The following is a 24,782-nucleotide window of genomic DNA, read 5'->3' as shown; positions in this document are numbered from 1 at the left end:
GGCTTCGCGCCAAAGCGCGAAGCCGGAGTGTCCGTAGGGGTGCGGCTCGAGCCGAATGCGGCCAAAACGCTGTTGGGGTCAGGACTTGGGCGGCTTGTTTTGCTTTTTGACGTAATCGAAATATTTCTGCGCGGTGTTTGCCGACTCGGTGCCGGCGCCGATGACCAGACCGGTTACCAGAAAACCGAACAGGCTGCCGCCCTGATGTTGCAGAAAACCGACCGAGAGCAGATCGATTTGACCCAGCATCGCGAACAGCGTGCCGACCAGCGATGAAAAGCAAAAAATCACGGTTTTCTTGGTGACCCATGGCCGTTTTTGCCCCCATTTTTCTGCTACGGACTCGAACCATAAGTTAAACGGTTCGATTAGCTGTTGAATGGCAAAGCTGAGTAAATAAATCAGGCCGATGGCGCCGGAAAAACCGTCGATTTCGTTTTTGTTACCGGAAACGGCGCTTGCCGTAGCGGGAGGATTGCCCGCAGCAGAAGCCGCCGCGCCGCCATTGGCGGCGTCGGTGGCGGCGAAGGCCGGGGCTGGCGCCCAGGCCAGAAACACAACCAAAATGAAACCCAGTAAATATTTGTCCATGACAACCTCCGAATTCAAAGCATTAACAGGATTGGCGAAACGGAACTGCAAACTCATTCAAGCGCAGAATGGCGCGCGCTGTCCAATCAAATCGACCGAGCGCAGTTCGGGCGGCTTTGACCTAGCCCTATTTTCCCCCCAACGTTCCGTTCGGGCTGAACGTATCCAAGCCTTCTCTGGCACTTCGTTTGCCAAACACAGGCTAAACGGTGTTTAGCAGACTGTTTATCGGCTCCGCCCCGATATACCGGTCGCAATCGAAAGGCCTGCCGGAAAGGAATGCCGGTAATAATTCGGGCGGGGGCAATAATTGCTTTCCCGCCGCGACAAATTAGCGTTAAACGGCGGGGATGAAACAACCCACATTCTGCTGCGCACACTCGGCGGAGTGTGCAGTTCGAGTGCGGGATGCCGCGCAGCGGGCCTCGCAAGCGCAGCGATTGCATCGATACCGATAAGCCCCCGAACAATTTAACGTTGTATTGCACGGTATAAATTAGTACCTTAATGCCAATATTTTCCGACCGCCGAATTCTTGGCCGATTCAAGCCCGTGTCCCATTTGTTCCGATCACTATCGATCGTAAGCTCAAGGCAGCAATGAAACCCAGCGATGGCAGTGCTGCCGGTTCCGGCAATAGCTTTACCGAATCCTTTCTCCTGCTTCTGGTCGAGCAGGGCGTACTCGATGGCGCCAAGCTGAAATACGCCCAGCGCGTGCAAGGCAAGCTGGAGTCGCCCAAGCCCATTCTGGTGGTTTTGTGCGATCTGGGTTACGTCACGCACGAGCAGTTGGTCAAGGTATTCCGCAGCCACCCGGTGAAAGTCAAATTGGGCCTGTTCCTGGTCGAATTCGGTTTTATCAGCGATGGTGATCTGCAATTGGCGCTGGCGCAGCAGCAAGAGGCCGGACGCAAGCGTCTGGGCGAGATACTGGTCGAGCGCAATCTGATTTCCGAATCGAGAATGCTGGAGGTGCTGGCGGATCTGATGGGGATATCGGTGATCGATCTCAGCGTCGTCAACGTCGACCAAAGTTTGATGACCAAACCGATGCTGAAATCGGCCAACAAGCACTGCTTCCTGCCGATCGAAAAGCAGGTCGACGGCGTGCTGGTGGCTTTTGGCGATCCGTTGGACCAAGCTGCGATCGAAACCGCGCGGCAAGTGCTTGGTGCCGAGGTGATTCCGGCGGTCGGGCGTTATTCGCAGATCATGCGTTTTCTGCTGAATTACGAACGCAACACTCAGTCGGAGAAAACTGCGGTCGGCGAGCAGTCGGCCGTCGCGGTGGTCAACCGTATCTTCGAGGATGCAATCCGCCAGGCCGCCAGCGATATCCATATCGAACCGCTGGAGCACAAGCTGCGCATCCGTTTCCGGATCGACGGCATGATGGTGCACTATCGGGATTTGCCAGTAACGATGGCTCAGGCCTTGATCAGCCGGATCAAGGTCATGGCTGGCGCCGATATCGCCGAAAAGCGCCGGCACCAGGACGGCCGGGTATTGTTCGAACAAATCGCCTCCAATCACGTGGTCGACATGCGGGCCTCGTTCTTCAGTACGATCAACGGCGAGAAAGTCGTACTACGCTTGTTGAACCGCAAGACCGAATTGCTGGATATACACGAAGTGGGCATGGCGCCGCTGATGTTGGAACGCTTCATCCAGGACTCGCTGGACGTACCGACCGGCGTTGTCATCATCACCGGACCCACCGGTTCGGGCAAAACCACGACTTTGTACAGTGCGGTGGATTATTTGAATGCACCTGAGGTCAGCATCGTTACGGCGGAGGACCCGGTCGAATACGTGATCGACGGCGTCGCCCAGTGTTCGATCAACCCGAAGATCAATTTGACTTACGAGGAAACTTTGCGCCATATCGTGCGCCAGGACCCGGACATCATCGTGCTGGGCGAGATTCGCGACCGGTTCTCGGCCGATACGGCGATCCAGGCTGCGCTGACCGGCCACAAGGTGTTGACTACGTTCCATACCGAGGACAGCATAGGCGGCCTGCTGCGGCTGCTGAACATGGAGATCGAGGCCTTTTTGATTTCGTCGACCGTGGTTTCGGTGGTCGCCCAGCGCCTGTTGCGCCGGGTCTGCCGCCATTGCGCGGAACCGTTCCAACCCGATCCGGCCTTGCTCCGGCGCTTGAATTTAACAACGGACGATATGGTCGGTGCCAATTTTCTGTTGGGCAAGGGTTGCGATAAATGCCGCTTTACCGGTTATTCCGGACGGGTTTGCGTGTTCGAGTTGTTGTCGATGAACGAATGGGTCAAAGAAGCGATCCTGCAGCGCAAGACCTCCTACGAAATCCGCCGGGTCAGCCTGGAGACCGCGGGCATGGTGACCTTGGTAGAAGACGGACTGGTCAAGGCCGCCGCCGGTATCACCTCGCTGCAGGAGGTGATACGGGATTTGCCGCGTTTCGGCAAACCCCGCCCCCTCTATGAGCTGCGCCGTTTGCTGGGCAGCCGATAAATTGACGAACCGAATGCCATGAGCGAAAAGTCACTGACCGATTTGATCGACGAATCCATTGCCAGCGGTGCCGGCGCCTTGCCGGTGTTTCCGCGCGCGGTAACCGAACTACGCCAAGCCTTGCAAGACGAAAACCGCTCGCTGGATGCGATTGCCAAACAACTGGCGATGGACGCCAGTTTGGCCAGCCAGATTCTGCGGGTGGCGAATTCGTCGTTTTATGCCGGCCTGAGTTCGGTCAACACGGTCAAGGATGCCGTCGTCCGCCTCGGCTTGCCGCGTATCGTCCAGATCGCGACCTTGGTGATGCAGAAGGGCATGTTCACGGCCAAAGATCCTGCCATGCAACAATGCCTGGTCAAGCTGTGGCAGCACAGCGTGGCGGTGGCTTTGGGCGCCGAATGGCTGGCTAAACGGCTGTCATTCCAGGCCATTGCCGAAGAAGCGTTCATGGCCGGTTTGTTTCACGACATCGGCGAACTGCTGTTGTTGCGCTGTCTGGAGGATTTGCGAGCCAAGAATCCCACGCTGAATTTGCCGGAAGACTTGCAGTGCGAAGTGGTAATACGGCAACACGAGGCGAAAGGCGCCTGGCTGCTGCGTTCATGGAATTTGCCGGAAATTTATTGCGCAGTCGCCGAGTCGCACCACCAACCGGTTACCGAGGATACCGGCACGGTGGAATTGGTGGTGCGGGTGGCGGACATGGTGGCGTACAAATTGGGTATCGCCTCCCGGCCTCAACCGGACTTGGTAGTCTCTAGCAGCGAAGAAGTTGCGCGGCTAGGTTTGTCGGAAATCGCGCTGGCGGAATTGGAAATTGCGCTGGAAGATTCGTTAGCCCTATCGGCCTGACCTGCCGACACGGTCGCGAACTGCGGCGGCTTTGCATTAGAATGGTCGATAGCCCGCGGCTTTGGCCGCGGCTCCATCTCTCTAGCAACCCGTAGGAACAATGACCATCGAATTTCTGATTAATTTTGCGATTCAGTTGCTGGGCGCTGCGGCTGCCGCAGTGCTGGCCTACCGTTCGTTTCAAAAGCGCCGGATCCAGCTCGGCGCGGAACCGACTCTGCCGCAATACTTCATTCGGCGCAGCACTTATTTGACCGGAATCGGTTTGTACTGCGCGTTAATGGCGGCTTTGTTTTGTCTATTGACTTGGCAATGGCTGCCGCTGGAGCCGTTGGTGACCTTGATCGTCAGCCATCTGCGCGCCGGCAGCCTGGTCGAGCTGTTGCACGGTTTGGACGGCAACAAGCTGCTGCCGCTGATCGCCGCTGGTGTCGTTCTGTCTTTGATCGGTTGGGAAAGCGCGTTCAATCCGCTGCTGATTTTGCGCGATAGCATACACGATGCGTTCGCGATTCCGACCAAAGCGGTCGAGGTCTATAACGCCCTGATCAAATCCCGCCTGTCGGCGGTGGACGACAAAATCAAGGGCCAAATCGCCGACCGCCTGCTGGTGCAAAGCGTAGACGCCGGCGATTTCGACAAGGCCGGTGCCACGGTCGAGTACAAATGGGCCCATAACAGCCTGTTGTTCGACCGGATCCAGCATTACGCCGACCAATCGTCTTACCGGCGGCTGTTCAGCGAACCGTCGCTGAAGTGGGGCGAAATCTGCATTTCCTATAACGCAATGTCGGAAAAGGTCGCGGTGTGGAAGGAGGCCGAGCCGCATTACACCAAGACCGTCAATTTACTGAAGGACCTGGACCGGCTCAGCGGCTTGCTGTGTCGGCTGCTTGCCGCACTGGTCGTATTCGGCAGCGCCAACGAAAACGAAATCTGGGCCACCGTAAAGGAACTGGGCGGTAACGTCCACGAGGCGCGGTTGAAGCATACCTATAAATACTTGCTGATTTTCGCCGCTGCGACCGCGTTCGGCGTGATTTTGGGACGCGAGGTCTCGGTGGCGCTGCACAACGCCTTTCTATTTCCGGACAAGCCGCTGTCGCATTTCAGTTATACCACGTTGCGCTGGATTGCCTATTCGATCGCGATTTACGTGTTGCCGATCGCGCTGGTGTTCGTGTTGCGCAGCGTCGCCTTCCGCCACCAGCAGGAGCCGGCCGACCGCTACTACGGCTTTTACATGGCGATGATGTTCGTCGGCTTCGTGGTGAGCACCTCGATATCCACTTTCATTCTGGAGCTGACTTTCTACCATCGCGACGACTTCATTTTCCTGGACAGCTTCCTCGACCATGCCCGTTGGGGGATCATGCCGGCGTTGATCAGCGGCTTTGTGGCTTACCGGATGGATGCGCCGGCCAGCGACGCGGAAACCCTGAGCCAAATCGCCATAGCCGCCGCATTGCGCTTTCTGGCCTGGGGCGGTATCGCCGTGATCTTCATGCTGTATGCGACCGACGATCTGGCGTTGGAAAAACTGAATCTGCGCTTTACTCTGGTCGGCACGGCCTTCTTCGTCACCGGTTTGTTGGGTGCCGCGGCACGGTTCAAGACAGCAAACGACTAATCAACAAAAAGGGCCGGAATTCCGGCCCTTTTCATTTGCGCGTTGCTGAGCTTGGCAGCCTATCGAACACTATAGCTGCCGCTGCGGGAAACGGTGGTCTGCCCGCAGCGGTTGCAGGGCTTATGCCGGCACGATCAAACTCGGATCGTAATCCTGCGGCGCCTCGTAGCCCAGCAGATTCAGTACCGTCGCGGCAATGTTGGACAAGCCGGGCGCCGCCAAATCGTCGCGCAGTTTGTAAGCCGGATCGGCCTCGCCGGAGACGAGCACGAACGGCACCGGATTTAATGTATGTGAGGTCTTGGCCTTGGTGCGGCCCTCGGCATCGCGGGTGACGTTACCTTTTTTGTCTAGCTCGTACATTTCGTCGGCATTGCCGTGGTCGGCGGTAATCAATGCCACGCCGCCCGCTTCCAGAATCACCGGAATCAAGCGCGCCAATTGCAGGTCCAGGCCTTGCATCGCGGTGACCGCCGCTTCGAAATTGCCGGTGTGGCCGACCATGTCGCCGTTGGCGTAGTTAACCCGCAAGTATTTGTATTGGCCGCTACGGATCGCGGCGATCAACGCATCGGTGATTTCGGCGCATTTCATCCACGGCCGTTGTTCGAACGGTACCACGTCGCTTGGAATCTCGACGTAGGTTTCCAGCGCGTCGTCGAATTTGCCGGAGCGGTTGCCGTTCCAGAAGTAGGTGACGTGGCCGTATTTTTGTGTCTCGCTGATCGCGTATTGAGATACGCCGTTTTTGGCCAGATATTCGCCCATCGTTCTATCGATCGCCGGTGGTTCGACCAGAAAGCGCGGCGGCAATTTGGTATCGCCGTCGTATTGCATCATGCCGGCGTAGGTGACCTTCGGCAGCGCGCCGCGATGGAACGGGCAGAAGGTTTCCTCGGTGAAGGCGCGGGAGATTTCGATGGCACGGTCGCCGCGGAAGTTATAGAACACCACGGCGTCGCCGTCGACGATTTTGCCGAGCGGCTGGCCGTCTTTGGCGATGACGAAACCGGGCAAGTCCTGGTCGATCACGCCCAGTTCGTTGCGGTAGGTTTCGATCGCTTCATGGGCGCTGGCGAACTGGCGGCCTTCGCCTTTGACGTGGATGTCCCAGCCGCGTTGCACCATGCTCCAGTCGGCTTCGTAGCGGTCCATCGTAATTTTCATGCGGCCGCCGCCGGAGGCGACGGCGACGTCGAAATCGGCGCTGCGCAGGCCGTCCAGATAGGCTTCGAACGGATCGACGTAATCTAAAGCCGAAGTCTCGCCGACGTCGCGGCCGTCGAGCAGGATGTGTAAGCGGACTTTGCCGACGCCTTCCTGTTTGGCGCGTTCGATCATCGCTTTCAGATGGTCGATATGCGAATGCACGTTGCCGTCGGAGAACAAACCCAGAAAGTGCAGCGTGCCGCCTTGTTTGGCCGCCGCTACCACTTCTTGCCAGGCGTGGCCTTGCCACAGGTGGCCGCTGGCGATCGACTCGGCCACCAGTTTGGCGCCTTGGGCGAATACCCGGCCGGCGCCGATGGCGTTATGGCCGACCTCGCTATTGCCCATGTCCTCGTCGCTGGGCATGCCGACGGCCTTACCGTGCGCCAATAATTTGGTCATCGGAAAGTTGGCCATCAGTTTGTCCAGCATCGGCGTGCGCGCGGCTTTGACCGCATCGCCGTCTTCGCGCGGCGAAATGCCAACGCCGTCCAGAACGATAGTAACGACCGGGCCTGAGGTAGGGGAAAAGCGGGAAGATTTTGCTAGTTTCATACTGTTGTCGGATCGATGGAAAAAAGAAGCCGGTTGGAATAGGGCGCCCGACTGTCTGTCGGGTCAGCCCGTCGCTGAACGATACGGCTCGCCAGCAAATAAACCGGGTATGTTAACTCCGATAGTACTATCAAGGAAATCGAGATGGGGATGCGAATGCCGATCGGTCGGAGAGCATGGGTGTTTCCTTGGCGTTTTCGACTTCAAGTGGACACTCGAAGCTTTCTGATCAATCTCGGCAAGCGGCCGTTGGTCGGCCATTCGGCGCTAGTTCGTAGAGCCATTTCTGCCCACGGGAGTTGAAGGTGTCGTTATGCGCGACTTTCAAGGTACTTGGCTAAGCTGCCGAGTAGGTGGTCCCAAACAGTATCCATAACTCTGAACATCGCTTCCGATCTTAGATTGGCCTGCTCAAGATCGAGTTGCGTTCCCTGTTGTTTTGCCGACAAACGATACTCGACGGTCAGATGGTTCTCTGGTGTCCTTTCTGTTCCGTGATTATCGCTCCAGTAGGAGTACTTGAAGTGGTGGGGGCGAGACAAGGCTTGAATTAAGCCGTAGTCTCGGAAAGCATTTCCGTCGACCTCGCCGTCTAGCAGTATTTCCCCGCCTACTTGCCATTCGGATGTGACCTTTTTCAATGGGAAATATCTGACTATATCGTTGGATGAAGTAAGCGCATCAAATACCTCTTCGGGTGTCGCATCGATATAAACGCTTTTTTTAATGGTTAAACTATTCATTTTCAGTATCCCGTGATGTCAAATAATGCAAAGTCGATGGAGGCGCCGCTTTTGGCGCATCCCTCTCGAACGCCACGCTAGGTTAGGAACTTTTCAAAGTGAAACTACAGCAATCCATATCGCGCATTTGAATTCTCCTGACAGAAGAGGCCCCTGTGATTTAAAGTGAAATCACCGTCAGGGTTTGGCACGCAAGTTAAGGTTCGGCAGCCCATCGTCATAACGGGCTTTTCGTTTCAGGCTGGCATGCGGCTGTTAGTGGCTATAACACTCTAAATACGCCAAGATTGAAGCCCGAGCTCGGTCGACGGAGTGGTAAGCATGCAGGTAGAAGCGCTCGTATTTGACCGATCGCCAAAATCGTTCGACGAAGACATTATCCTGCCAGGCACCGCCGCAGTCCACTTGCGCCTTATGGCTATGCCGAGCTGGCAACCCCAATCCTTTACCCTATCGGCAAACGCCTTGGCGATCGTCTCGAATTGCAGATGGTAAGTCTTAATTCGAGCTGTACTCGAGTTTGCGCCTGTCGCAAAATAACGCACTTCAAAAATTGGCAAAAATAAAGACCGGCAAATTCATGGCTTTAAACTCGGATCGATCTGTCAGCATTCTAGTTCTGATTTGTATTGCGCTAATAGCGTTGGCGATGTTTTGGCTGGACAATAAATTCGAAAGGATGAAAAAAGACTGCGAGATCATGGGAGGAAAGTTCTATTCCATCTCGTTTACCGAGAACATTTGCGTTGAAGGCGAACGTGTCCGGCAACTCCAATAAACCGTAATGCCTTCGAATATTATCGGGCTGGTTTTGGCGGCAAGCCGCTCCGGCAAATGACGTTAGGTGTAGGGTGACTTCCCATAAGTAAATTCATCCGCCGCGCATTTTGGATTTATTGGTGCCGGAGCGGCGGTAGGTGCGGAGGCAGTTTTTCGTGCCCGCGGAATTCTACCGCGCAGTTCCGGCGCAATTGCAGCGTTAATCTGCCCGTGATGGCCGCATCTGGGTGGTATGATGTAAGGCTATACTTACACGACGCCGGATGGCTTCGGCCTCCAGTCCGGCGGATTTAATCAATCCATGTTCACGACTCGCATTGCCTGATACAAAAAACAATCCCCATTTTCTGAATTGGGCCTGGCTTGGTCGCTCGCTGCTTCTCTGCGTCTCTTACTTTTTGTTAGGGGCGGTGGGCCTGGAGCTGGCGATCGCGCCCGGTTATGCCTCGGCAGTGTTCCCGGCGGCCGGAGTGGCGTTCGGCGCGGTGCTTTGCTCGGGATACCGTATGCTGCCTGGCGTCGGTTTCGGTTCGCTGGCATTGAACCTGTGGGTGGCCGGCCGGCACGGCAGCTTGGGCCTGAACGGCGTGTCGGTGGCTGCGCTTATCGGCTCGGGTGCGGTTTTGCAGGCCTGGGCCGCGGCAGCCTTGGTCAAACATTTTTTAAAAGACGCCTGGCACGCGCTGGATACCGATCAGCATATCCTGTCGCTGTTGTTGCTGGCGGGACCGGTGAGTTGCCTGGTTTCGGCATCTGTCGCCAATCTGGCTTTGGCCGGATTCGGCGTGATCTCCCATGGCGAATTGCTTTTCAACTGGTGGAACTGGTGGATCGGCGATTCGATCGGTACCTTGTTGTTCGGGCCGATGGCGATGATCGCGCTGCAACGGCAAAACCGGCTACGCCAAGCCCGGATCAAACTTGTGGCGCTACCTGCGTTGACCATTACCGTCGGTATCGTCGCGGCCTTTATTTACGTGTCGAATACCGAAACCAACCGGATCAAGCAGGAAATTTCCGCTTACGGCTCGGCATTGAACAACCAGTTGCTGGCCAAGTTGCTCGCCTACGGCGATTTGGTCGAGTCGGTCTCCAACTTGGTGTATGCCTATCCGCAATTGACCTTTGCCGACTTCGACCGCTTCACCAGGCTCAGTTTCGCCGAACATCCCGATCTGCAGGCCTTGAGCTGGAACCCGGTGGTGCGTTACCGGGACAAGGCGGATTTCGAAACGGCGATGCGGAAAGAATTGCGCTTGCCCGAGATTCGCATCACCGAAAGAGACGCGTCCGGAAAATTGGTTCCGGCCAGTGCGCGCGAGAGCTATGTAGCTGTACGTTTCATTACGCCGCTGGATAAGAACCGCCTGGCGCTGGGCTACGACATCGCGTCCGACCCGTTGCGACTGGCCGCGATCAACGAGGCGGTCAGGCGCAACGAACTGACCGCCTCGGCGCCGCTACGCTTGGTGCAGGAAAGCGGCGTCAGCAGCGGCGTATTGCTGTTGCACCCGGTTTATGGCGAAGATTCGCCGTCCGCGCCCGGCCCAGCCGGGCGGAAAACGCCTAGCGGCTTTGCCGTCGGCGTGTTTCGGATCGCGGATATGCTGCAGCACCAACTCGAAACCATGCTGCCCCTGGGTTTGGCGTTCAGGCTCGAAGATAGCGGTGCGCCCGCCGACAACCAATTGTTGTACCGTTACGGTGCGTCGACCGACGCGACGCTGAGCCGTTTTACCTGGACCGGCGCGATTCAGTTCAACGGCCGGACTTGGTCGGCCAGCGTGTATCCGACTCGAGAGTACATGGCGGCCAACCGCTCGTTACTGGCCTGGACCGTATTGGCGGCCGGTTTGGTGTTGGTCAGTTTGTTGCAGGCGTTGTTATTGGCCATCACCGGCCGCAACGCGGCGATCGAGCGCCAGGTCGACAGGCAAACCAAGCAACTGCGTAGCGAAAGCGAAAAAAATATCGCGTTACTGCACAACGCCAGCGACGGTATCCACATTCTAAACGCCGAAGGTAACGTGATCGAAGCCAGCAACTCGTTTTGCGACATGCTGGGTTACAGCCGGGAAGAAGTGATCGGTATGAACGTCTGCCACTGGGATGCCGGCTTTGCGAATGCCGGCGAACTGTTCGCCGCGTTCAGAAAACAATTCGAGCGGCCCGTGCGTTACCAGTTCGAAACCGTGCATAGGCGTAAGGACGGGGCCGTTTTTCAGGTCGAAGTCAGCGGTTATCCGCTCGAGTTGGACGGAAAACCGGTACTGTTCAATTCCTCCAGGGACATTACTGCACGCAAGCAAGCGGAAGCCGAATTGCGCGTAGCGGCGGTGGCGTTCGAGTCTCAGGAAGGTATGGTGGTAACCGATGCCAACGGCGAAATTCTGCGGGTAAACCGGGCGTTCTCGGCCATTACCGGTTATTGCGACACCGAGGTGATAGGCAAAAATTCGCGCCTGCTGAAATCGGGCCGGCAGGGGCAGGCGTTTTACGAGGCGATGTGGGCGACGATCTGCGAAACCGGATCGTGGAGCGGCGAGATCTGGAATCGGCGCAAGTCCGGCGAAGTTTATCCGGAGTTACTGACCATTACCGCGGTGAAAGACGATGCCGGCAATCTGACCCATTACGTCGCAACGCATACCGACATCACCAACAGCAAGGCGGCTGCGGAAAAAATCGAACGATTAGCGTTCTACGATCCGTTGACCAGCCTGGCCAACCGCCGCCTGCTGCTGGACCGGTTGAAACAAGCCTTGGTCGCCAGTGCCCGCAGCGGTTTGGGCGGCGCCTTGCTGTTTCTGGATTTGGATAATTTCAAGATTCTCAACGATACGTTGGGCCACGATGTCGGTGATTTATTATTGCTGCAAGTGGCCGATCGGCTGAAACTGTGCGTTCGGGAAGGCGACACGGTCGCCCGCCTGGGCGGCGACGAATTTGTCGTGATGTTGGAAAATCTGAGTCCGGCGGGCGTCGAAGCGGCCGCCTGTGCCGAGCAGGTGGCCAACAAGGTGTTGCAGACCTTGAACCAGCCCTACCGGCTCGGCAACCACCAACACCGAAGTACGCCGAGTATCGGCATCAGCCTCTTCAACCAGGCTACGCAGCCGCAGCTGGCCGAGGATTTGTTGAAACAGGCCGACATCGCCATGTACCAGGCCAAGAAAACCAGCCGCAATACGCTGTGTTTTTTCGATCCGATGCTGCAGATCGCGATCGAAAAACGGGCCGCGCTGGAGCGGGCGTTGAGTCATGCCGTTTTGGCCGGCCAGCTCGAATTGTATTACCAGATTCAGGTGTTGGCTTCGGGGGCGCCGCTCGGTGCCGAGGCGTTGATCCGCTGGCGCCACCCGGAACAGGGATTGTTGCTGCCGCCCCAATTTATCCCGATTGCCGAGGAGTCGGACCTGATTCTGGAAGTCGGCCGCTGGGTCATCGAAACGGCCTGCGCCCATCTGGCGGCTTGGCAATCGCATCCGCGCACGCGGGAATTGACCTTGTCGATCAATGTCAGTCCGCGCCAGTTCCGGCAGCGGGATTTTATCGACCAGGTCAGGTCGGCGCTGCAGCTACACGATATCCGCCGCCCGGACCTGCTCAAATTGGAATTGACCGAAAGCATGCTGTTGGACGATACCAACAGCGTCGTACCGACCATGGCGGCGTTGAAACAACTGGGCATTCAAATCTCGCTGGACGATTTCGGTACCGGCTATTCCTGCCTGCGTTACTTGAAAAGCCTGCCGATCGATCAATTGAAGATCGACCAATCGTTTGTACGCGATATCGTGGCCGACGCCAACGACCGGGCGATTGTCAGGACCGTGTTGGCAATGGCGAGCAGCCTGGAGCTGGATACCATCGCCGAAGGCGTTGAAACCGACGAACAGTTCGAGATGCTGTTGAGTAAGAATTGCCGTTGTTTCCAGGGCTATTTATTCGGCAAACCGGTGCCGTTCGACCGCTTCTTCGATGCTATCGTCAACCAGAATACCGCATCGCTGCGGGCGCCGAGACAACCGAAAAACCCGCCGGCCGTGATGCTGTAACCGTTTGCGCCGAATGCTTCCGGGAGGCCTGCCGGCTTGCCAACCGTACCCTTACGCCGGGTGGAGTTCATTTAGCGTCCAATACCACCACGCCATCCCAGCGCTCGGGTGGGTTTTGCCGAAACTCCAGGGCTTTGTGCAGGTAAAACCGGCTGGGGCCGTCATCGGCATCGAGTTGCAGCGCGGCTTGCAAGCTCCGCGCCGCCTCGGCCCAGTCGCCGGAGCGAAACGCGGCAAGGCCTTCTGCAAAGCGGCTATGTGCCGGATTCGGTTTGGCCTCGCCGCGGCCGACGATTTCCACCAATTCCACCGGCTCGGCGCGGCCGACCACGCGGAAGCTGCCGACCGGGCGGCTAACGATGCCTTCCAGATCGGCGGCGATGCCGGCCGTCGCCAGTATCCTCGTTCCCAACGGCGTATTGACGCCTTGAATCCGCGACGCGGTGTTGACCGTGTCGCCGATAGCGCGGTAATGGCTGGTCCGGCCGGCTTCCAATCGGCCCAAGGTCAAGTCGCCTTCGTGCAGGCCGATGCGGGTCGCTAGCGGCGCCAGCGGCGAGGCTTGATTGAACGCGGCCACGGCGGCGGCCATATCCAGCGCCGCCAGGCAGGCGCACAGCTTTTGTTTGGCCGGCGGCAGTTCGCACCAAATCGCCATCATCGCATCGCCGGTGACGTCGGCAATCATGCCCTGGTGGGACATCACCGGATGGCCCAGTACCTGGTAATAGGCATTGAGCAACTGCCACATTTCCCGCGGCGAATGTTGGGCGGCGATTGCCGTGTAACCGGCGATGTCGGTGGCCAGGCACAGGCCGCTGACGTCCCGTTCCGGCCGGGCCGGCGGCAAATGCCGTTCGGCCTCCCAGGCGCCGGGCGCCGCCGGCAAGAACGTGGCCCATTGCGGAAACACTTGGCGCACGAAGTGCAACAGACGCTTGCGTTCGCAGAGCAGATCGTAACGCGACCAGGCCAATGCCAGCAGCCACGACAACGGTAATTGCACCAATAACGGTCCGGCTAGCGGTAACCACCAGCGCAACGCGGTAAAGGCATAGAAGGCAAAGCCGGCATAGCCGGCGGCCAACAAGGCGCTGGCCAGCAGACCGCGGCGCTTGCGCCGGCTGTTCAGCAATCCGGCGACGGCCAGGCCGAACAGGCCGGAAACGGCCCAAAACGGCATCGGGATTTCGATGAATGCGCCTTGGCTCAGGTTGGCGAACTGGGTGGCCATGATCTCGACGCCGGCCATTTTGCCGGTGTGCGAGTCGGAGAACGGTGTCGGGAAAAAATCGGTTTTGCCCGGCGAAAATTGGCGGTTGGCGCGGCCGACGAACACCACTTTGTCGCGTAGATCGCCGATTTTGCCGGAATAGACGTCGACGTAAGACTCCATGCGCAGCGTTTTCGGCGGGCCGTAATAATTCAGGTAGCGGCTGTCGCCGTCGCACAGCAGTTTGTCGAAATCGGCGCCCAGGCCGGTCGGTGCCGGGCGATCTTCGGCGGCCAGGCAGTCCCGGCGCCGCTCGGTCAGCCAGGCCGAGCCGGATTGGCCGCTGTCGGCGAAAGCGGTTGCCGGTTGCCGGGTGTAAGACCAGGCCAATACCGGCAGGCTGGGCGCGTCGGCCAGGGCGTCGAAGAAGGTCCAGACTTCGCGCACTTTGGCGTCCTCGGCGTCGTTGGCCAGATAAAACGGTGCGCTGTCCAACGCCGCGGCGGCAATCGCCGGCGTCGCCCGGATTTGGCGCATCGCCACCAATTGCTCCGGCAATTCCGCGTCGGCGTTGCCTTCCAGCGCGACGGCGGTTTGTTTGTTGGTTTCCGAGCATTCCTCGCGGCCGAAGAAATCGGCGCTGCCGCGGCGGAATTTCTGCACGCATTCGCCGATCAGCACGTTGCCGGCTGCCCGCATCGCGCCGGCCAGAGCCGGATCGACCGCCGGGTTGGCGGCGATGAATTGCAGATCGAACACGACCAGCTTTACCCCTTGCTGCTGCAATTGCTGAATCAAGCGGGCATGGAACGCACGCCAGCGCGTCAGGTCCTGGCCGACGCCGAGCTGGTTCTCCGACGCTTCGTCCATCGCAACGATGGCCACCTGCTCCGGCGCCGGCAGCGGCCCGCGCAGGCGGAATAGGGCGTCTTGGCTGGGGAGTTCCAGATTGGCCGCGTTAGTTACGGCACCAGCAATCGAGCCGGCAATTGCAGCGATTATTAACGGCCGGATTAGGCGCTGGAGCATCGCGATAGTGGTTTTGCTTCGGGGGTGTCGGTAGCTAAGCTAAGGAGCCGATTTTTTATACGAATGTTTTAGCGGCCTGGGAATGGTTTATAAGCCATTCGTTACCATGTAAAAATAGCAGTACATTGAGCTCATTCGAAGCCGTGCCGAAAAATATCTGAAATAGTTGCCCGTCGGAAGCGAAAGTCGGAAAAGCCACGCGATCAGATGGACACATGGACTTGGTTGGCTGAAAACGTGCTCAATGAAATCTGATTCCAGTCCTTCCAAACGTTACATGGTCAAATAAATTAGAGCGATGTTTAAAGCTTTCGGCGCTTCATGGCTTTAACGTCAGTTGAAGTGCGGCGGGCTAATTCCTGCCGCATTGTTCGATTTAACCAGTTATCGGCGTCTGCCGCAGAATTCATATTGGGTTCCACCAGATGTTACAGTGTAACAGTTGGAGCCCTTGTACAGAGCAGTCAAGGTGGTGACGAACCGTGCTGGCTTCTGCTGGCCGTCTCTTCTAATTTGGCCTTCTATCGGACGTTTACTTAACTCGATGGCTGTTCGAATAGCCGGATTGTTACCGTCCACAAACAATTCGACTTGGCAGGCTTGTTTATTGGCTTCGGTTTTTGCTGCCGCCGGCCGGTCTTTCGTTTCGCTCGGTTGTAAACAGGCCGTCAGTTGCTCGCCGGTTTCGGGGTCGATTACGACCAATTCGGTCGAGTCGAAGTCTATGCCGTTACTCAAGCCGACATTATTTTTTACGAAGGTTTCGTTTGTTGAATCGATTATTTGGCAGCCCGTGCCGAATATTCCGACGAATAGCAGAGTAAGAGGAATCTTGTTGATTTTATTTATAGTCATTATTTTCTCCTGCATTTTAATAAAATCCTAAACTTTATTTATTAGTAAAACAGGCTTAGTTTTACGAATAATTGCCGCTCAGGAATGTAAGGGCTGAGTTGCGGGCCGCTGCCATCAAAAGTGCTTTGGTAATTAAATTTATTGTCGAATAAATTTCGAACTTCAAAATTAATAGTGCCGAATCGTTTCGGAAACCGGTATCCCACTGAAGTGTCGAAAGTCCAGAAATTCTCGCTCCGATAAGATAGCGGATTTTCCAGCGAATTGGCTACATTTGCAACCTGCTGGTTGACGTAAGTTCCGGTAAATCTAGTGTAAACCCCGGAAGGATGAAAGAAATTCACCGCTAATGGCACTTGGTGAGTTGCCACGCTTTGCGGAAAAATATCGTCGCCATGGCCGAGAGCGAATGAGCGGTTATGTTTATCGAAGCGGTATTCAGCGCGTAAAGCCAACCATTCCAGCGGCGCCCAGTACAGATAAGCCAAGTGTCCCAGTTCATTTCTGTCCAGTGGATTGGAGACATTGCCCAGTGGTTGCCGGCTGTCTCGCCAACTCAACTCACCGCCGGCAAATAGGGTCTGGGTCGGACGATAATCCAAACCAACACCATAACGCCAAGCGCGGGCGTGATAATTGTCGTCAAAAAATTGGTTGAAGCCGGCGATTTGAGTAGGTTCGATGGTTTGATTGGCCGCCAAGCGTCGGGTCAAGGTTTTGAACACCGCTCCCCGCAAGGTTAAATTTTGGAATGGGCTCCAGGAAATACCGAATTTGGGATTGAGTTGCTGTCGTTTGGCTAACTTTGGATTTTGGGTTTTAATGATAGAGGAACCGTCATCAAAAAAGATGCCGCCATTAAAGTCTGTTAGATCATTGTCCAAATAATCGAAACTTAGGCCAACCGTGGTGGTGACATTTCCAGGTAGGTATTTTTTTGTATATAGATAGCTATTGAAGTGGTGGGTTTGGCTGGTTGTGTTCGTGATATCGATGAGTGGACTGGGTGGAGGATTGATAAATATATTCGTGTTGTTTATGCGCTCTCTATTCTCCATTTCCAGATGGCCAACGCCGAAGATTAACTCAAACGAGTCAGGATGATAAATATATTGCAATTCTGTTTGGTGTCCCCGATTCTCATTGCCAAGCCTCAATATATCCATATTATCGAAAAACGGATCGAACTTATCATATCTCACGGTGTTGTTATGTATAACGTCTCTTCGTGATGTATAAAAGAAAGAGCCGATCACGTCTTGTTCTGAATCGATTTTGTAATGACCTCCGAGTCTGGCGGTGTTCTGCTTGATGGTCTGGCGTAGATCGGCGTCGTGTACGCCATTAAGCCGGGTAGGTAAGTCGCCGGTTCTCAGGTTCTCCGACTTCAGCTCCACCTGCATATTGAAGTCCGAAGAAAAAGCATATTGGGCAAACGCATCGTAGATGTTTTGCTGGTAGTCGTCGTTTTGGCGAAAGCCGTCGGTTTGGTAATGGAATTGGCCCAGGCTCATCGACAGATTGTTGTAAACGCCGGAAACGATGGCGCTGTCGGTTTTGGTGTCGCGGCTACCGTAGGCGCCGTTCAGGACGATATGCGCACCGTTGGCGGTGTACAGCGGATCGTATTCGTTGACCGATAGGCTGCCGGGACCGGTGTTATTAAGAATGCCGATGTTTTCGTTAGTCAGCTGCGGTTGCACCGGGGTGATGTTGATCGGCTGCAGCAATTGGGCTTGCAACAACTCGCTGGCTCTGGCTACTCGCTGGCCGGGCAGGCCCTGGTAAGCGTCCGCCAGGAATCGGTGTGCGGTCGGATCGGCCGAATTGTAGCCCAGCGCATTCCAGGCTTGCTTCAACGCTACTCTGCCAAACCCAAGGTCGTTATAAATTCTGGCCAGATTCGCGGTGCGGGCGGCCGCATCTTCGTCCAGCAGCAACTTGGAGCGGTAAACCCCGCGTTTGTCGTTGAGTTCGACCGCTTGCTGCATATCCGCCAACGCCTCGATTGGCCGGTTGGTGGTTTGCTTGCGGATGGCGTCGTAAAAATACGGGGTTGGATCGTTCGGGTCGCGTTCCTTGGCCAGTTCGAGCTGGTCGGCGGCGAGGCGGTCGCGGCGTTCTTCGTAATAGGCTTTGCCCAGGTAGCTGCGGATCAGCGAGTTTTCCGGGTCGAGCACCGCAGCGATTTCCAGCTCCTGTCGGCCCTGTTCCAGGTCCCCGCCGCGGATTTTCGCCAGTCCCAAACCCAGCCGGGCCAGCGGCGAGCTGGAATCCAAGCGGATCGCAGTTTCGAAACTGCGGCGGGCTTGGTCGATTTCGGTATCGAACAGCTGCGAGAAACCGGCCACGGTCTGGGTGCGTTCCAGATCGGGATTGAGCTGAAAGGCCTTGTCGGCAGAGTCCCGACTTGCTTGACGCCGGCCCAGCGCCAGTTGCAATTCGGCCAACCGAGCCCAAACCAAGGCATCCTGCGGCGCCAGTTCCGCGGCACGCTCGGCGGACGCCAGCGCCTGTTCCAGATCGAAGCGGCCTTGTCGGGCGTAAGACAAAGCAGAATGGGCCGCGGCCGATCCGCCGTCGGCGGCGACCGCTTCCGCGGCCAGCGCTTCGGCTTCCGCCTTGCGGTTTTGGCTCAAGGCCAGAATCGAATGCAAGGCCAAGGCGTCGGCATCGTGCGGGTTGGCGGCCAACAACGCTCGAATGTCCTGCAATGCCGCGTCGGTTTGGCCGACGCTGAGCCGCATCGCGCCGCGGACTTTAAGATACTGCAACGATTGCCGCTCCGGCGGCAGGGCGGACAAGGCCGTCAGAGCCAGATCGGTGCGGCCGCGGTGAAATTCGGTTATCGCGGCACGCAACTCGGGATCGGCGGCTTGGGCCTGCTCCGAATAATTCAGCAAGGGCGGATAGTACAGAGCCCAACTCACCGCATCGCGCGGCTTGATGTCTATCTGCGCTCTGGGCGCTTGGCCGAGTAAGGTTTGTCCGGATTCGCCGGGGTGCAGGCGAATTTCGCCCTGGGTATTGAAAAAACGCACGCCGCCTTCGTAGACCCACAACGAGGCGCTGGTCGCATCGGCTTGCAGCGCGAACTCGGTGCCCTCGGGGCCGGCGTTCGCCACCGGCGTCGTGATCTGCAATTGCTTTGGCGTGCGGCTGATGAAGTGGACGAAGCCTTTGACCAGATCCAGCAGCGTCGGATTTTGCCGGCCGATCTCATTCAGCGACAAGACGGAGCCGCCGCTCAAGCGCAGCGTAATGCCGCTAGGCAGCAATAACGTGGCGCGGCTATCCGCTTCGACCCGGACGCGACTGCCCTCGCAAAGCGCTTGGTTCAATTGCGCCGCATGCCAGCGGCCGTGGCCGTCTGGGTCGAAATAAAGGCTGCCTTGCAGCGAGACTAAGGTGGCTGATGCCGTTTGGCCGCATGCTGTCGTCACCTCCGTTTCTCCCAAACACAGCGGCGAAAATAAAACCATGAGCCAAATCACAAGACAACGCATTACTTCTCCAGGGTGGCGTTTTCTTTGCAATATAGCCGAAGTGGTCACGTTATCAAGGTAATAATTAACTCGCTGCGACCGTGGTTGTGTGCTTCCGGCGCCGTTTCGGGCCGCGAAAAGACGCGTCGAATCGGCGGGTTTGCCGTCTACCAGGATGCTGGCGGGGTGTGCAGAATGCGCAAGGTTTTATCGTCGACGCTGACGTAGCCGCCCTTGGTCAATTCCTTCATCACCTTGTTGATCATCTCCCGCGACGAACCGACCATGGTCGCCAGTTCCTGCTGGGTCGGGCGGTTGTGGATCACGTAGATGTCGCCTTCCTTGTCGGCCATGTCCTGCAGAATTTTGATGGTGCGTTCGTAGACGTTGGACAGCGCCATCTGTTTGACTTTCTCAGTCAGCGCCCGCACCTTTTCCGCCAACACCCCAAGCAGCTCGATCGCAGCGTCCGGGTATTGTTTCAGCCAGTGGATGAAGTCGGCCTTGCCAATCACGCCGCAAACCGTCTTGTCCATGGCCTCGACGCCGGCGGAACGCGGCTCGTTGCTGAGCAGAGCCAGTTCGCCGAAGTAGGAGCCGGCTTCTTGGATTAATAAGGTCACTTCCTTGTCTTTGTCGTTGCTGCTGAATACCCGGACTTTGCCGGCCAGCACGATGTACATCGAACTGGTATCGTCGCCCTCGGAGATGATCAGGGCTTTTTTGGCGAATTTGACGACCTTGGCGCGCGAGGCCAGCGCGGCGAGCGCTTCCTCCGGCATGCCGGCCAAAAACGGGATTTTATGGAGACAGGCGAGAACTTCTGATTGCATGGCGGCGTTCGGTAAACACTATTTTTAATTATTGTCGGTGGCACTGTTGGCGCCATTTGGGGCCAACCGGTCCTGGTCCGCGCATCGGGTGCCGGATTACGTGAAGTCGACCGGTTCGCCGGCTTTATTTCGGCAAACCATCGCGCAGTGGCACGCGGCCGGTACGGCGATTGTCCATTGCATTTTTCAACTATGCGCTTGCGCGGCAAAATCAGATTTACTCGACCAATCCCAGTCAGCCCGGAACGGCGCAAAGGTATTTGCTGCTGTGAAGTATTTCACATATACCCAGCGAATCAAGTCGCGGAGCGCATTTTTTTATTCCTGTAAACTAACGGCGGAGCCCGGAATTGCTGAGTAAACTTCGATTCGCGGTCGAGCGGCGGAGATCGGCCTACAGTCCAGGCGGCAATCAAACAACCTAAAATTCCTCGGTGAATATGTCTGGCAGGCCGAAGGATATCTCAACGTGCGTTTGAAATAGCAGGTCGGTAAATACCCCAAATTCAAGTTCAGCTAAGCGGCGTCGCCGCCAGCGGCGTTGGAGAAGGTATGCGGCAACTCCCGTTTAACCGTTAATTTGCGTCGCTGTTAAGCCTCAATTATTGGCGAGGCTTTTTGGCTCCGCGGTTTCCGGCGCTTAGCGGCCCGTATGCGGAATTTACTGCTTGATGCCGGCGGAAACGAAGGTTCCCAAGACGTTGTCGCTGCAGGTCGCGCTGATCTGGCTGCCGTCGCTGCTGACGGTGCCGCTGCAATTGCCCTGCGAGGTCCAGCCATTTTGGTATTGGGCGACATAGTTGTAGCTAATGTTCTGGGCGATGACAGTCCCGCTGCCCTTGGACTCGTAGCCTATGCCTTGCGGCAGCATGCCCCAACTGCTGAATTGAAAACCGGAATTTTGCTGAACGATGCGCGAGCCGTTGGCCGGTGCGGCGGGGTTGTACCAAGTGCCGCTGATATCGATGATCGGCACCGGCGGGGCGACTTGGATCTTGCCGCTGGGGGGAGGGGATGCATTGGCGGTCGGCTCCGGTGCGACTGCCATTACCGGCGGCGGCGAGACTTGCGGTTTGGGGAAAATTTTATCCCAATTGCTGATCACCGCGACCGCGACCGAGCCGATCACGGTGATTATGGTAACGATGATGGTGGCGTTCGGGCCGGATTCCGCCATGATTTTCTCCTGCTGGCTGTTTTCGGCGGATTATAGCGCGGCCGGCTAATTTGCCGCAGTGCCGCCGGCTGATCGTGCTGGAGTACCACTATTCATGGCCTCGGAAGCTCAAAGGCGGTCGATGATTTCGATACAGCGTTGGAATGCGCTACGGATGACGAAGAAGGTCATCGCTAGCGGAAACGACAGATAATGTTCCGGCAGCGCCAGGCAAACCAGTACCAGTGCGGCCAGTGTGCACGGCGTGGCGCGCGACAGGTAAGTCTCGAAATAGCGGAAGGTTTCCTGCGATTCCCAATCGAAGCGGGGGCTGCGGTTGATAAAGCCGAATAACATCCAGGCCGCGAGCAGCGCGAAATACACCGGAAACACGCTGAATTGCGGCGAGCCCTCGCTGAACAGCGGTTTCCAGTAACCGTACCAGGCCCACAGGCAAGCGCAGGCGAAACCGTCGTGCCAGATCGCGCCGCTGAGGCGTTTCAGACAGCCGCCCAACAGAAAAAGCGCCGCGATTGCGGCTGCGGACATCCATACCGCGTCCAGATTCAGCAACGGCAAGACCGGGTTTTGGGTTTCGATCAGTGTGGTCAGGATCAGGCTGCTGGCTATGAATACAGGCATCGGCGTCGTCCGGTCTAAGAGGATGCGACAGTCTGCCCTAAAATCGCGCTTAACCCAAGCTGTGAGAAGCGACATACCGGCGCGGCCGGTATGCCGTTGCCGAATACGCCAAGCGATCCGGTTCGTTCAGGCCCACATCGGTATGTTGTTGCCGGCGCCGGCATTGCTGTCGGCCAGACGTTCGGAATAGGCGTCGCCTTGGCGGAATACCCACTCGTCGACCGCGCCAAGTAAATGGAAAATAAAGCCGAATGCACCCAGATTTAGCGAATGGCCGGATTCGTGCGCGATGTGCCAATCGCCGGAATTCATGTCGACGAAGGCGAAATTGCCCATGTTGAAAGCGGTGTCCCAGACGTTGAGGTTGCTGACCAGTCCGCCCTTGACGAAAATCGTGCCGGTCGGCCAATCGACGCGCAAGCCCTGCAATTTCAGGTACTGCACTTGAAAGCCGGTGACGGCGGCCAGCAGCAGGCTGAACAACAGAAACAGTAAACCCAGCAGCACGATGGGCCAACTCATCGGCAGGCACCAGTTAGACCAGCCGATCAGCGCCTGGTACACCTCGAACTGCGAAATCCATTTGACAATCGCCAACAGGTTCAAGGCGAAAAAGCCTATCGCCACTCCCTGGGCCAAGCCGGCATTGCCGCTTTGGCTTAACAGTTCCAGTAGCAACAGCCCGTTCAACGAAGCATTGCTGCCCACCAACATGCCGCGCATGAATTCGGAAAAGCCGGTCGCGGCGGAAACCGTGGTTGCCGCCAGGATGTAGAACAACAGCATCGCTGCCGCATAGACGCCGAAGGTGATGCCCATACTCTTCGCCAGGAAGAATATCAGAGCAAACAGGCCGACAGCGGTCAGACCGCCCAGAATCACTATCCACGTTTTTATGACCATGGCAATTCTCCTCATCAAGAATTTAAACCGGCGATCGGGCTATGCCGAATCGCAGTGTTCGGGCCGGGCGGTTGCCGGAGTTCGGTCCGGGCCGCGGCACCGGTTGTCTGGCGGCTGATTCGAGCCGTCGAGTCTCTGTACTCCTATGCAACAGCTTATGCAACCGATTTTCGTTTTTGGATGCCGAGCGCCGCCATCACGCCGGACAAAAACAGCCAAATCCCGGCCGGCAGCGGCACGGCTGCGACCGAGTAACTGGCTACCGAGAACCGGATCTGGTCGTCGGCGAAACTGGGCAGGTTCGGCACGTTAAAGTCCAACCAGCGCCAGTCGGGAGCGTTGATCGCCGCCAACGACACTAGGGACCAATCCGACAAATCCGGCGGCAGCGTATCGTTCCAGAGTTGGCCGGCCGCGTTTTCCTGGCGCAAGCCGAATTGCATCGCCGGATTGGCAAGCCCGTTCCAACTGGCGTTGGAAACGCTGGCGCCGCCGACGATCAAGCCGTCCGCCGCTAACGTGGCGGAGCCGTTTTGCTGGTCGTTTTGTACGAACAGGTTAACCGGTGTCGCCAGACTGGCGGTAAAGCCGTTGGCGAAGGAATGGCTGAACTGGCTAACGACGCCGGTAGCGACATCGTAAGTAAACGATCCCGTCATCTGGCTACCGATATCGACGCCATTCCCGGCCAGCAAAGTACCGATATCGGTGACGGTGCCGGTGTAATCGACTCGTATCGACTGGGCCTGGCCGGACAGCGGCCATATCAGGCTGCCGCTGGCGATCAAAACATGGGCTAAAGTAAATTTCATGGCGACTCCTGTGCAATGTTGATTTTCGTAAGCCGGCCGGCAAGCAAAAGGACCCGGTTAATCTAGTAACGGCATCCTTTTGATCTGGATCGGCTGAACGGCTGGGAGTAATCTATCGGCCGCGGACGGTCCCGGCTGTGACTAATTCCACTGGTTAACGGTGGATTTGTCCGCACCGTTAGGTTTCGGCAAACTGTCGATTATGGCTTGGTTGCAGAAGCTGAGGTCGCTCAGATTTATCGTCAAGTCGAATTGCAAGCGGCACCGGTCCGGGGAAGCAGCCCGCGCAATTCGCTATTTTTCTTATACAAACTCGGAGGAAGCTGCCATGTTGGAAATGATCCTGATAGTGGCCGCCGTCGCGCTGGCGGCATTTGCGGTTATGGCCTTACGCCAGCCGGATACGTTTAGCGTCAGTCGGACATTAACGATGGCGGCGCCGGCTTCGGCGGTGTTCGCCCAGGTCAACGATTTGCGCAAATGGAATGCTTGGTCGCCGTGGGCCAAGCTGGATCCGAATGCTCGAAACAGTTTCGAAGGCCCGGATGCCGGCGTCGGCGCGGTAATGCGTTGGTCGGGCAACAACCAGGTCGGGCAGGGCAGTATGACCATCGTCGACAGCAGGCCGGACAGCTTCATCCGCTTTAATCTGGAGTTTTTGAAGCCTTTCAAAGCCAGCAACGTTGCCGAATTCAGTTTCGAAAGCATTGGTGCCGAAACCGTCGTGACCTGGACCATGTCCGGGCGCAACAATCTGGTCGGTAAGGCGATGAGTGTTGTGATGAACTGCGACAAAATGGTCGGCGGCCAATTCGAACAGGGATTGGCGGCGATCAAAAGTATCGTTGAAGCTGGCGCCTGATGCGGGGGATGGGAACTTGCGGTAGTGCCCAAGCCTGAGCCTGGGCACGTCGGGTTGGAAGCCTGGCTTCCGCTTA

General features: G+C 57.0%; 16 protein-coding genes and 1 pseudogene. 5 read left to right on the top strand and 12 right to left on the bottom strand.

Translation table 11 applies throughout. The features are described from left to right. Positions 1-78 precede the first annotated feature (78 nt). Positions 79-591 carry a hypothetical protein gene (locus NP603_RS18765; protein ID WP_256612388.1) on the bottom strand — a complete coding sequence of 171 codons (513 nt, stop codon included), beginning with the start codon at positions 589-591 and terminating at the stop codon, positions 79-81. A gap of 599 nt (positions 592-1,190) precedes the next feature. Here NP603_RS18765 and NP603_RS18760 point away from each other — a divergent pair. From NP603_RS18760 to NP603_RS18750, 3 genes are all read left to right on the top strand, one after another. Beyond that, a complete protein-coding gene (locus tag NP603_RS18760) occupies positions 1,191-3,086 on the top strand; it encodes a GspE/PulE family protein (protein ID WP_256612387.1) in 1,896 nt (631 codons plus the stop codon). An 18-nt stretch (positions 3,087-3,104) separates the two neighbouring features. Beyond that, entirely contained in the window at positions 3,105-3,941 is an 837-nt protein-coding gene (locus tag NP603_RS18755) for an HDOD domain-containing protein (RefSeq protein WP_256612386.1), read from the top strand. A 100-nt stretch (positions 3,942-4,041) separates the two neighbouring features. After that, complete coding sequence (locus NP603_RS18750; protein WP_256612385.1) at positions 4,042-5,571, top strand: hypothetical protein; 1,530 nt, start codon at positions 4,042-4,044, stop codon at positions 5,569-5,571. Between the two features lie 120 nt (positions 5,572-5,691). Here NP603_RS18750 and gpmI read toward each other — a convergent pair whose 3' ends face one another. The 3 genes and pseudogenes from gpmI to NP603_RS18735 all read right to left on the bottom strand — a co-directional run. Next, a complete protein-coding gene (gene gpmI, locus NP603_RS18745) occupies positions 5,692-7,335 on the bottom strand; it encodes a 2,3-bisphosphoglycerate-independent phosphoglycerate mutase (RefSeq protein ID WP_256612384.1) in 1,644 nt (547 codons plus the stop codon). 311 nt (positions 7,336-7,646) lie between these two features. Beyond that, positions 7,647-8,078, bottom strand: a complete 432-nt coding sequence (locus NP603_RS18740; protein WP_256612383.1) for an SRPBCC family protein — start codon at positions 8,076-8,078, stop codon at positions 7,647-7,649. Positions 8,079-8,339: 261 nt separating this feature from the next. Next, positions 8,340-8,480, bottom strand: a pseudogene (locus tag NP603_RS18735) (integrase core domain-containing protein); the annotation flags it as partial. A gap of 695 nt (positions 8,481-9,175) precedes the next feature. Here NP603_RS18735 and NP603_RS18730 point away from each other — a divergent pair. Further along, positions 9,176-12,916, top strand: coding sequence for an EAL domain-containing protein (locus NP603_RS18730; protein ID WP_256612382.1), 3,741 nt, complete (start codon positions 9,176-9,178; stop codon positions 12,914-12,916). Between the two features lie 67 nt (positions 12,917-12,983). Here the strand turns inward: NP603_RS18730 and NP603_RS18725 are convergent, their stop codons facing one another. The 8 genes from NP603_RS18725 to NP603_RS18690 all read right to left on the bottom strand — a co-directional run bounded on the left by NP603_RS18725 (position 12,984) and on the right by NP603_RS18690 (position 23,844). Continuing rightward, a complete protein-coding gene (locus NP603_RS18725) occupies positions 12,984-15,158 on the bottom strand; it encodes a CHASE2 domain-containing protein (protein ID WP_256612381.1) in 2,175 nt (724 codons plus the stop codon). A gap of 384 nt (positions 15,159-15,542) precedes the next feature. Next, a complete protein-coding gene (locus NP603_RS18720) occupies positions 15,543-16,013 on the bottom strand; it encodes a hypothetical protein (protein ID WP_256612380.1) in 471 nt (156 codons plus the stop codon). Between the two features lie 41 nt (positions 16,014-16,054). Further along, positions 16,055-19,456, bottom strand: a complete 3,402-nt coding sequence (locus NP603_RS18715; RefSeq protein ID WP_256612379.1) for a FecR domain-containing protein — start codon at positions 19,454-19,456, stop codon at positions 16,055-16,057. 209 nt (positions 19,457-19,665) lie between these two features. Continuing rightward, the gene (locus NP603_RS18710) at positions 19,666-20,331 is read right to left on the bottom strand and encodes a Crp/Fnr family transcriptional regulator (protein WP_256612377.1); all 666 of its coding nucleotides are present in this window, start codon (positions 20,329-20,331) and stop codon (positions 19,666-19,668) included. A 661-nt stretch (positions 20,332-20,992) separates the two neighbouring features. Further along, complete coding sequence (locus tag NP603_RS18705; RefSeq protein ID WP_256612375.1) at positions 20,993-21,508, bottom strand: hypothetical protein; 516 nt, start codon at positions 21,506-21,508, stop codon at positions 20,993-20,995. A gap of 108 nt (positions 21,509-21,616) precedes the next feature. Next, entirely contained in the window at positions 21,617-22,129 is a 513-nt protein-coding gene (locus NP603_RS18700; protein ID WP_256612374.1) for a hypothetical protein, read from the bottom strand. Positions 22,130-22,255: 126 nt separating this feature from the next. Next, on the bottom strand, positions 22,256-23,032 hold the full coding sequence (locus NP603_RS18695; RefSeq protein ID WP_256612373.1) for a hypothetical protein: 777 nt from the start codon (positions 23,030-23,032) through the stop codon (positions 22,256-22,258). A 155-nt stretch (positions 23,033-23,187) separates the two neighbouring features. Continuing rightward, positions 23,188-23,844: a hypothetical protein gene (locus NP603_RS18690; protein WP_256612372.1), complete on the bottom strand. Its 657-nt coding sequence runs from the start codon at positions 23,842-23,844 to the stop codon at positions 23,188-23,190. 328 nt (positions 23,845-24,172) lie between these two features. Between NP603_RS18690 and NP603_RS18685 the strand changes: the two genes are divergently transcribed. Then, complete coding sequence (locus NP603_RS18685) at positions 24,173-24,706, top strand: SRPBCC family protein (RefSeq protein ID WP_256612371.1); 534 nt, start codon at positions 24,173-24,175, stop codon at positions 24,704-24,706. The last annotated feature ends 76 nt before the right edge of the window (positions 24,707-24,782 follow it).

It is taken from the genome of Methylomonas aurea, assembly GCF_024505045.1.
GTDB lineage: Bacteria > Pseudomonadota > Gammaproteobacteria > Methylococcales > Methylomonadaceae > Methylomonas > Methylomonas aurea.
The sequence above is the reverse complement of the archived record's forward strand: the minus strand, read 5'-3'. Positions and strand labels throughout refer to the sequence as shown.

What these genes read in the sequence shown, in the direction of transcription:
- NP603_RS18710 (WP_256612377.1), bottom strand. Translation starts at nt 20,331, where the DNA reads ATGCAATCAGAAGTTCTCGCCTGTCTCCATAAAATCCCGTTTTTGGCC.
- NP603_RS18755 (WP_256612386.1), top strand. Translation starts at nt 3,105, where the DNA reads ATGAGCGAAAAGTCACTGACCGATTTGATCGACGAATCCATTGCCAGC.
- NP603_RS18690 (WP_256612372.1), bottom strand. Translation starts at nt 23,844, where the DNA reads ATGAAATTTACTTTAGCCCATGTTTTGATCGCCAGCGGCAGCCTGATA.
- gpmI (WP_256612384.1), bottom strand. Translation starts at nt 7,335, where the DNA reads ATGAAACTAGCAAAATCTTCCCGCTTTTCCCCTACCTCAGGCCCGGTC.
- NP603_RS18720 (WP_256612380.1), bottom strand. Translation starts at nt 16,013, where the DNA reads ATGACTATAAATAAAATCAACAAGATTCCTCTTACTCTGCTATTCGTC.
- NP603_RS18685 (WP_256612371.1), top strand. Translation starts at nt 24,173, where the DNA reads ATGTTGGAAATGATCCTGATAGTGGCCGCCGTCGCGCTGGCGGCATTT.
- NP603_RS18765 (WP_256612388.1), bottom strand. Translation starts at nt 591, where the DNA reads ATGGACAAATATTTACTGGGTTTCATTTTGGTTGTGTTTCTGGCCTGG.
- NP603_RS18760 (WP_256612387.1), top strand. Translation starts at nt 1,191, where the DNA reads ATGAAACCCAGCGATGGCAGTGCTGCCGGTTCCGGCAATAGCTTTACC.
- NP603_RS18705 (WP_256612375.1), bottom strand. Translation starts at nt 21,508, where the DNA reads ATGGCGGAATCCGGCCCGAACGCCACCATCATCGTTACCATAATCACC.
- NP603_RS18740 (WP_256612383.1), bottom strand. Translation starts at nt 8,078, where the DNA reads ATGAATAGTTTAACCATTAAAAAAAGCGTTTATATCGATGCGACACCC.
- NP603_RS18750 (WP_256612385.1), top strand. Translation starts at nt 4,042, where the DNA reads ATGACCATCGAATTTCTGATTAATTTTGCGATTCAGTTGCTGGGCGCT.
- NP603_RS18695 (WP_256612373.1), bottom strand. Translation starts at nt 23,032, where the DNA reads ATGGTCATAAAAACGTGGATAGTGATTCTGGGCGGTCTGACCGCTGTC.
- NP603_RS18725 (WP_256612381.1), bottom strand. Translation starts at nt 15,158, where the DNA reads ATGCTCCAGCGCCTAATCCGGCCGTTAATAATCGCTGCAATTGCCGGC.
- NP603_RS18700 (WP_256612374.1), bottom strand. Translation starts at nt 22,129, where the DNA reads ATGCCTGTATTCATAGCCAGCAGCCTGATCCTGACCACACTGATCGAA.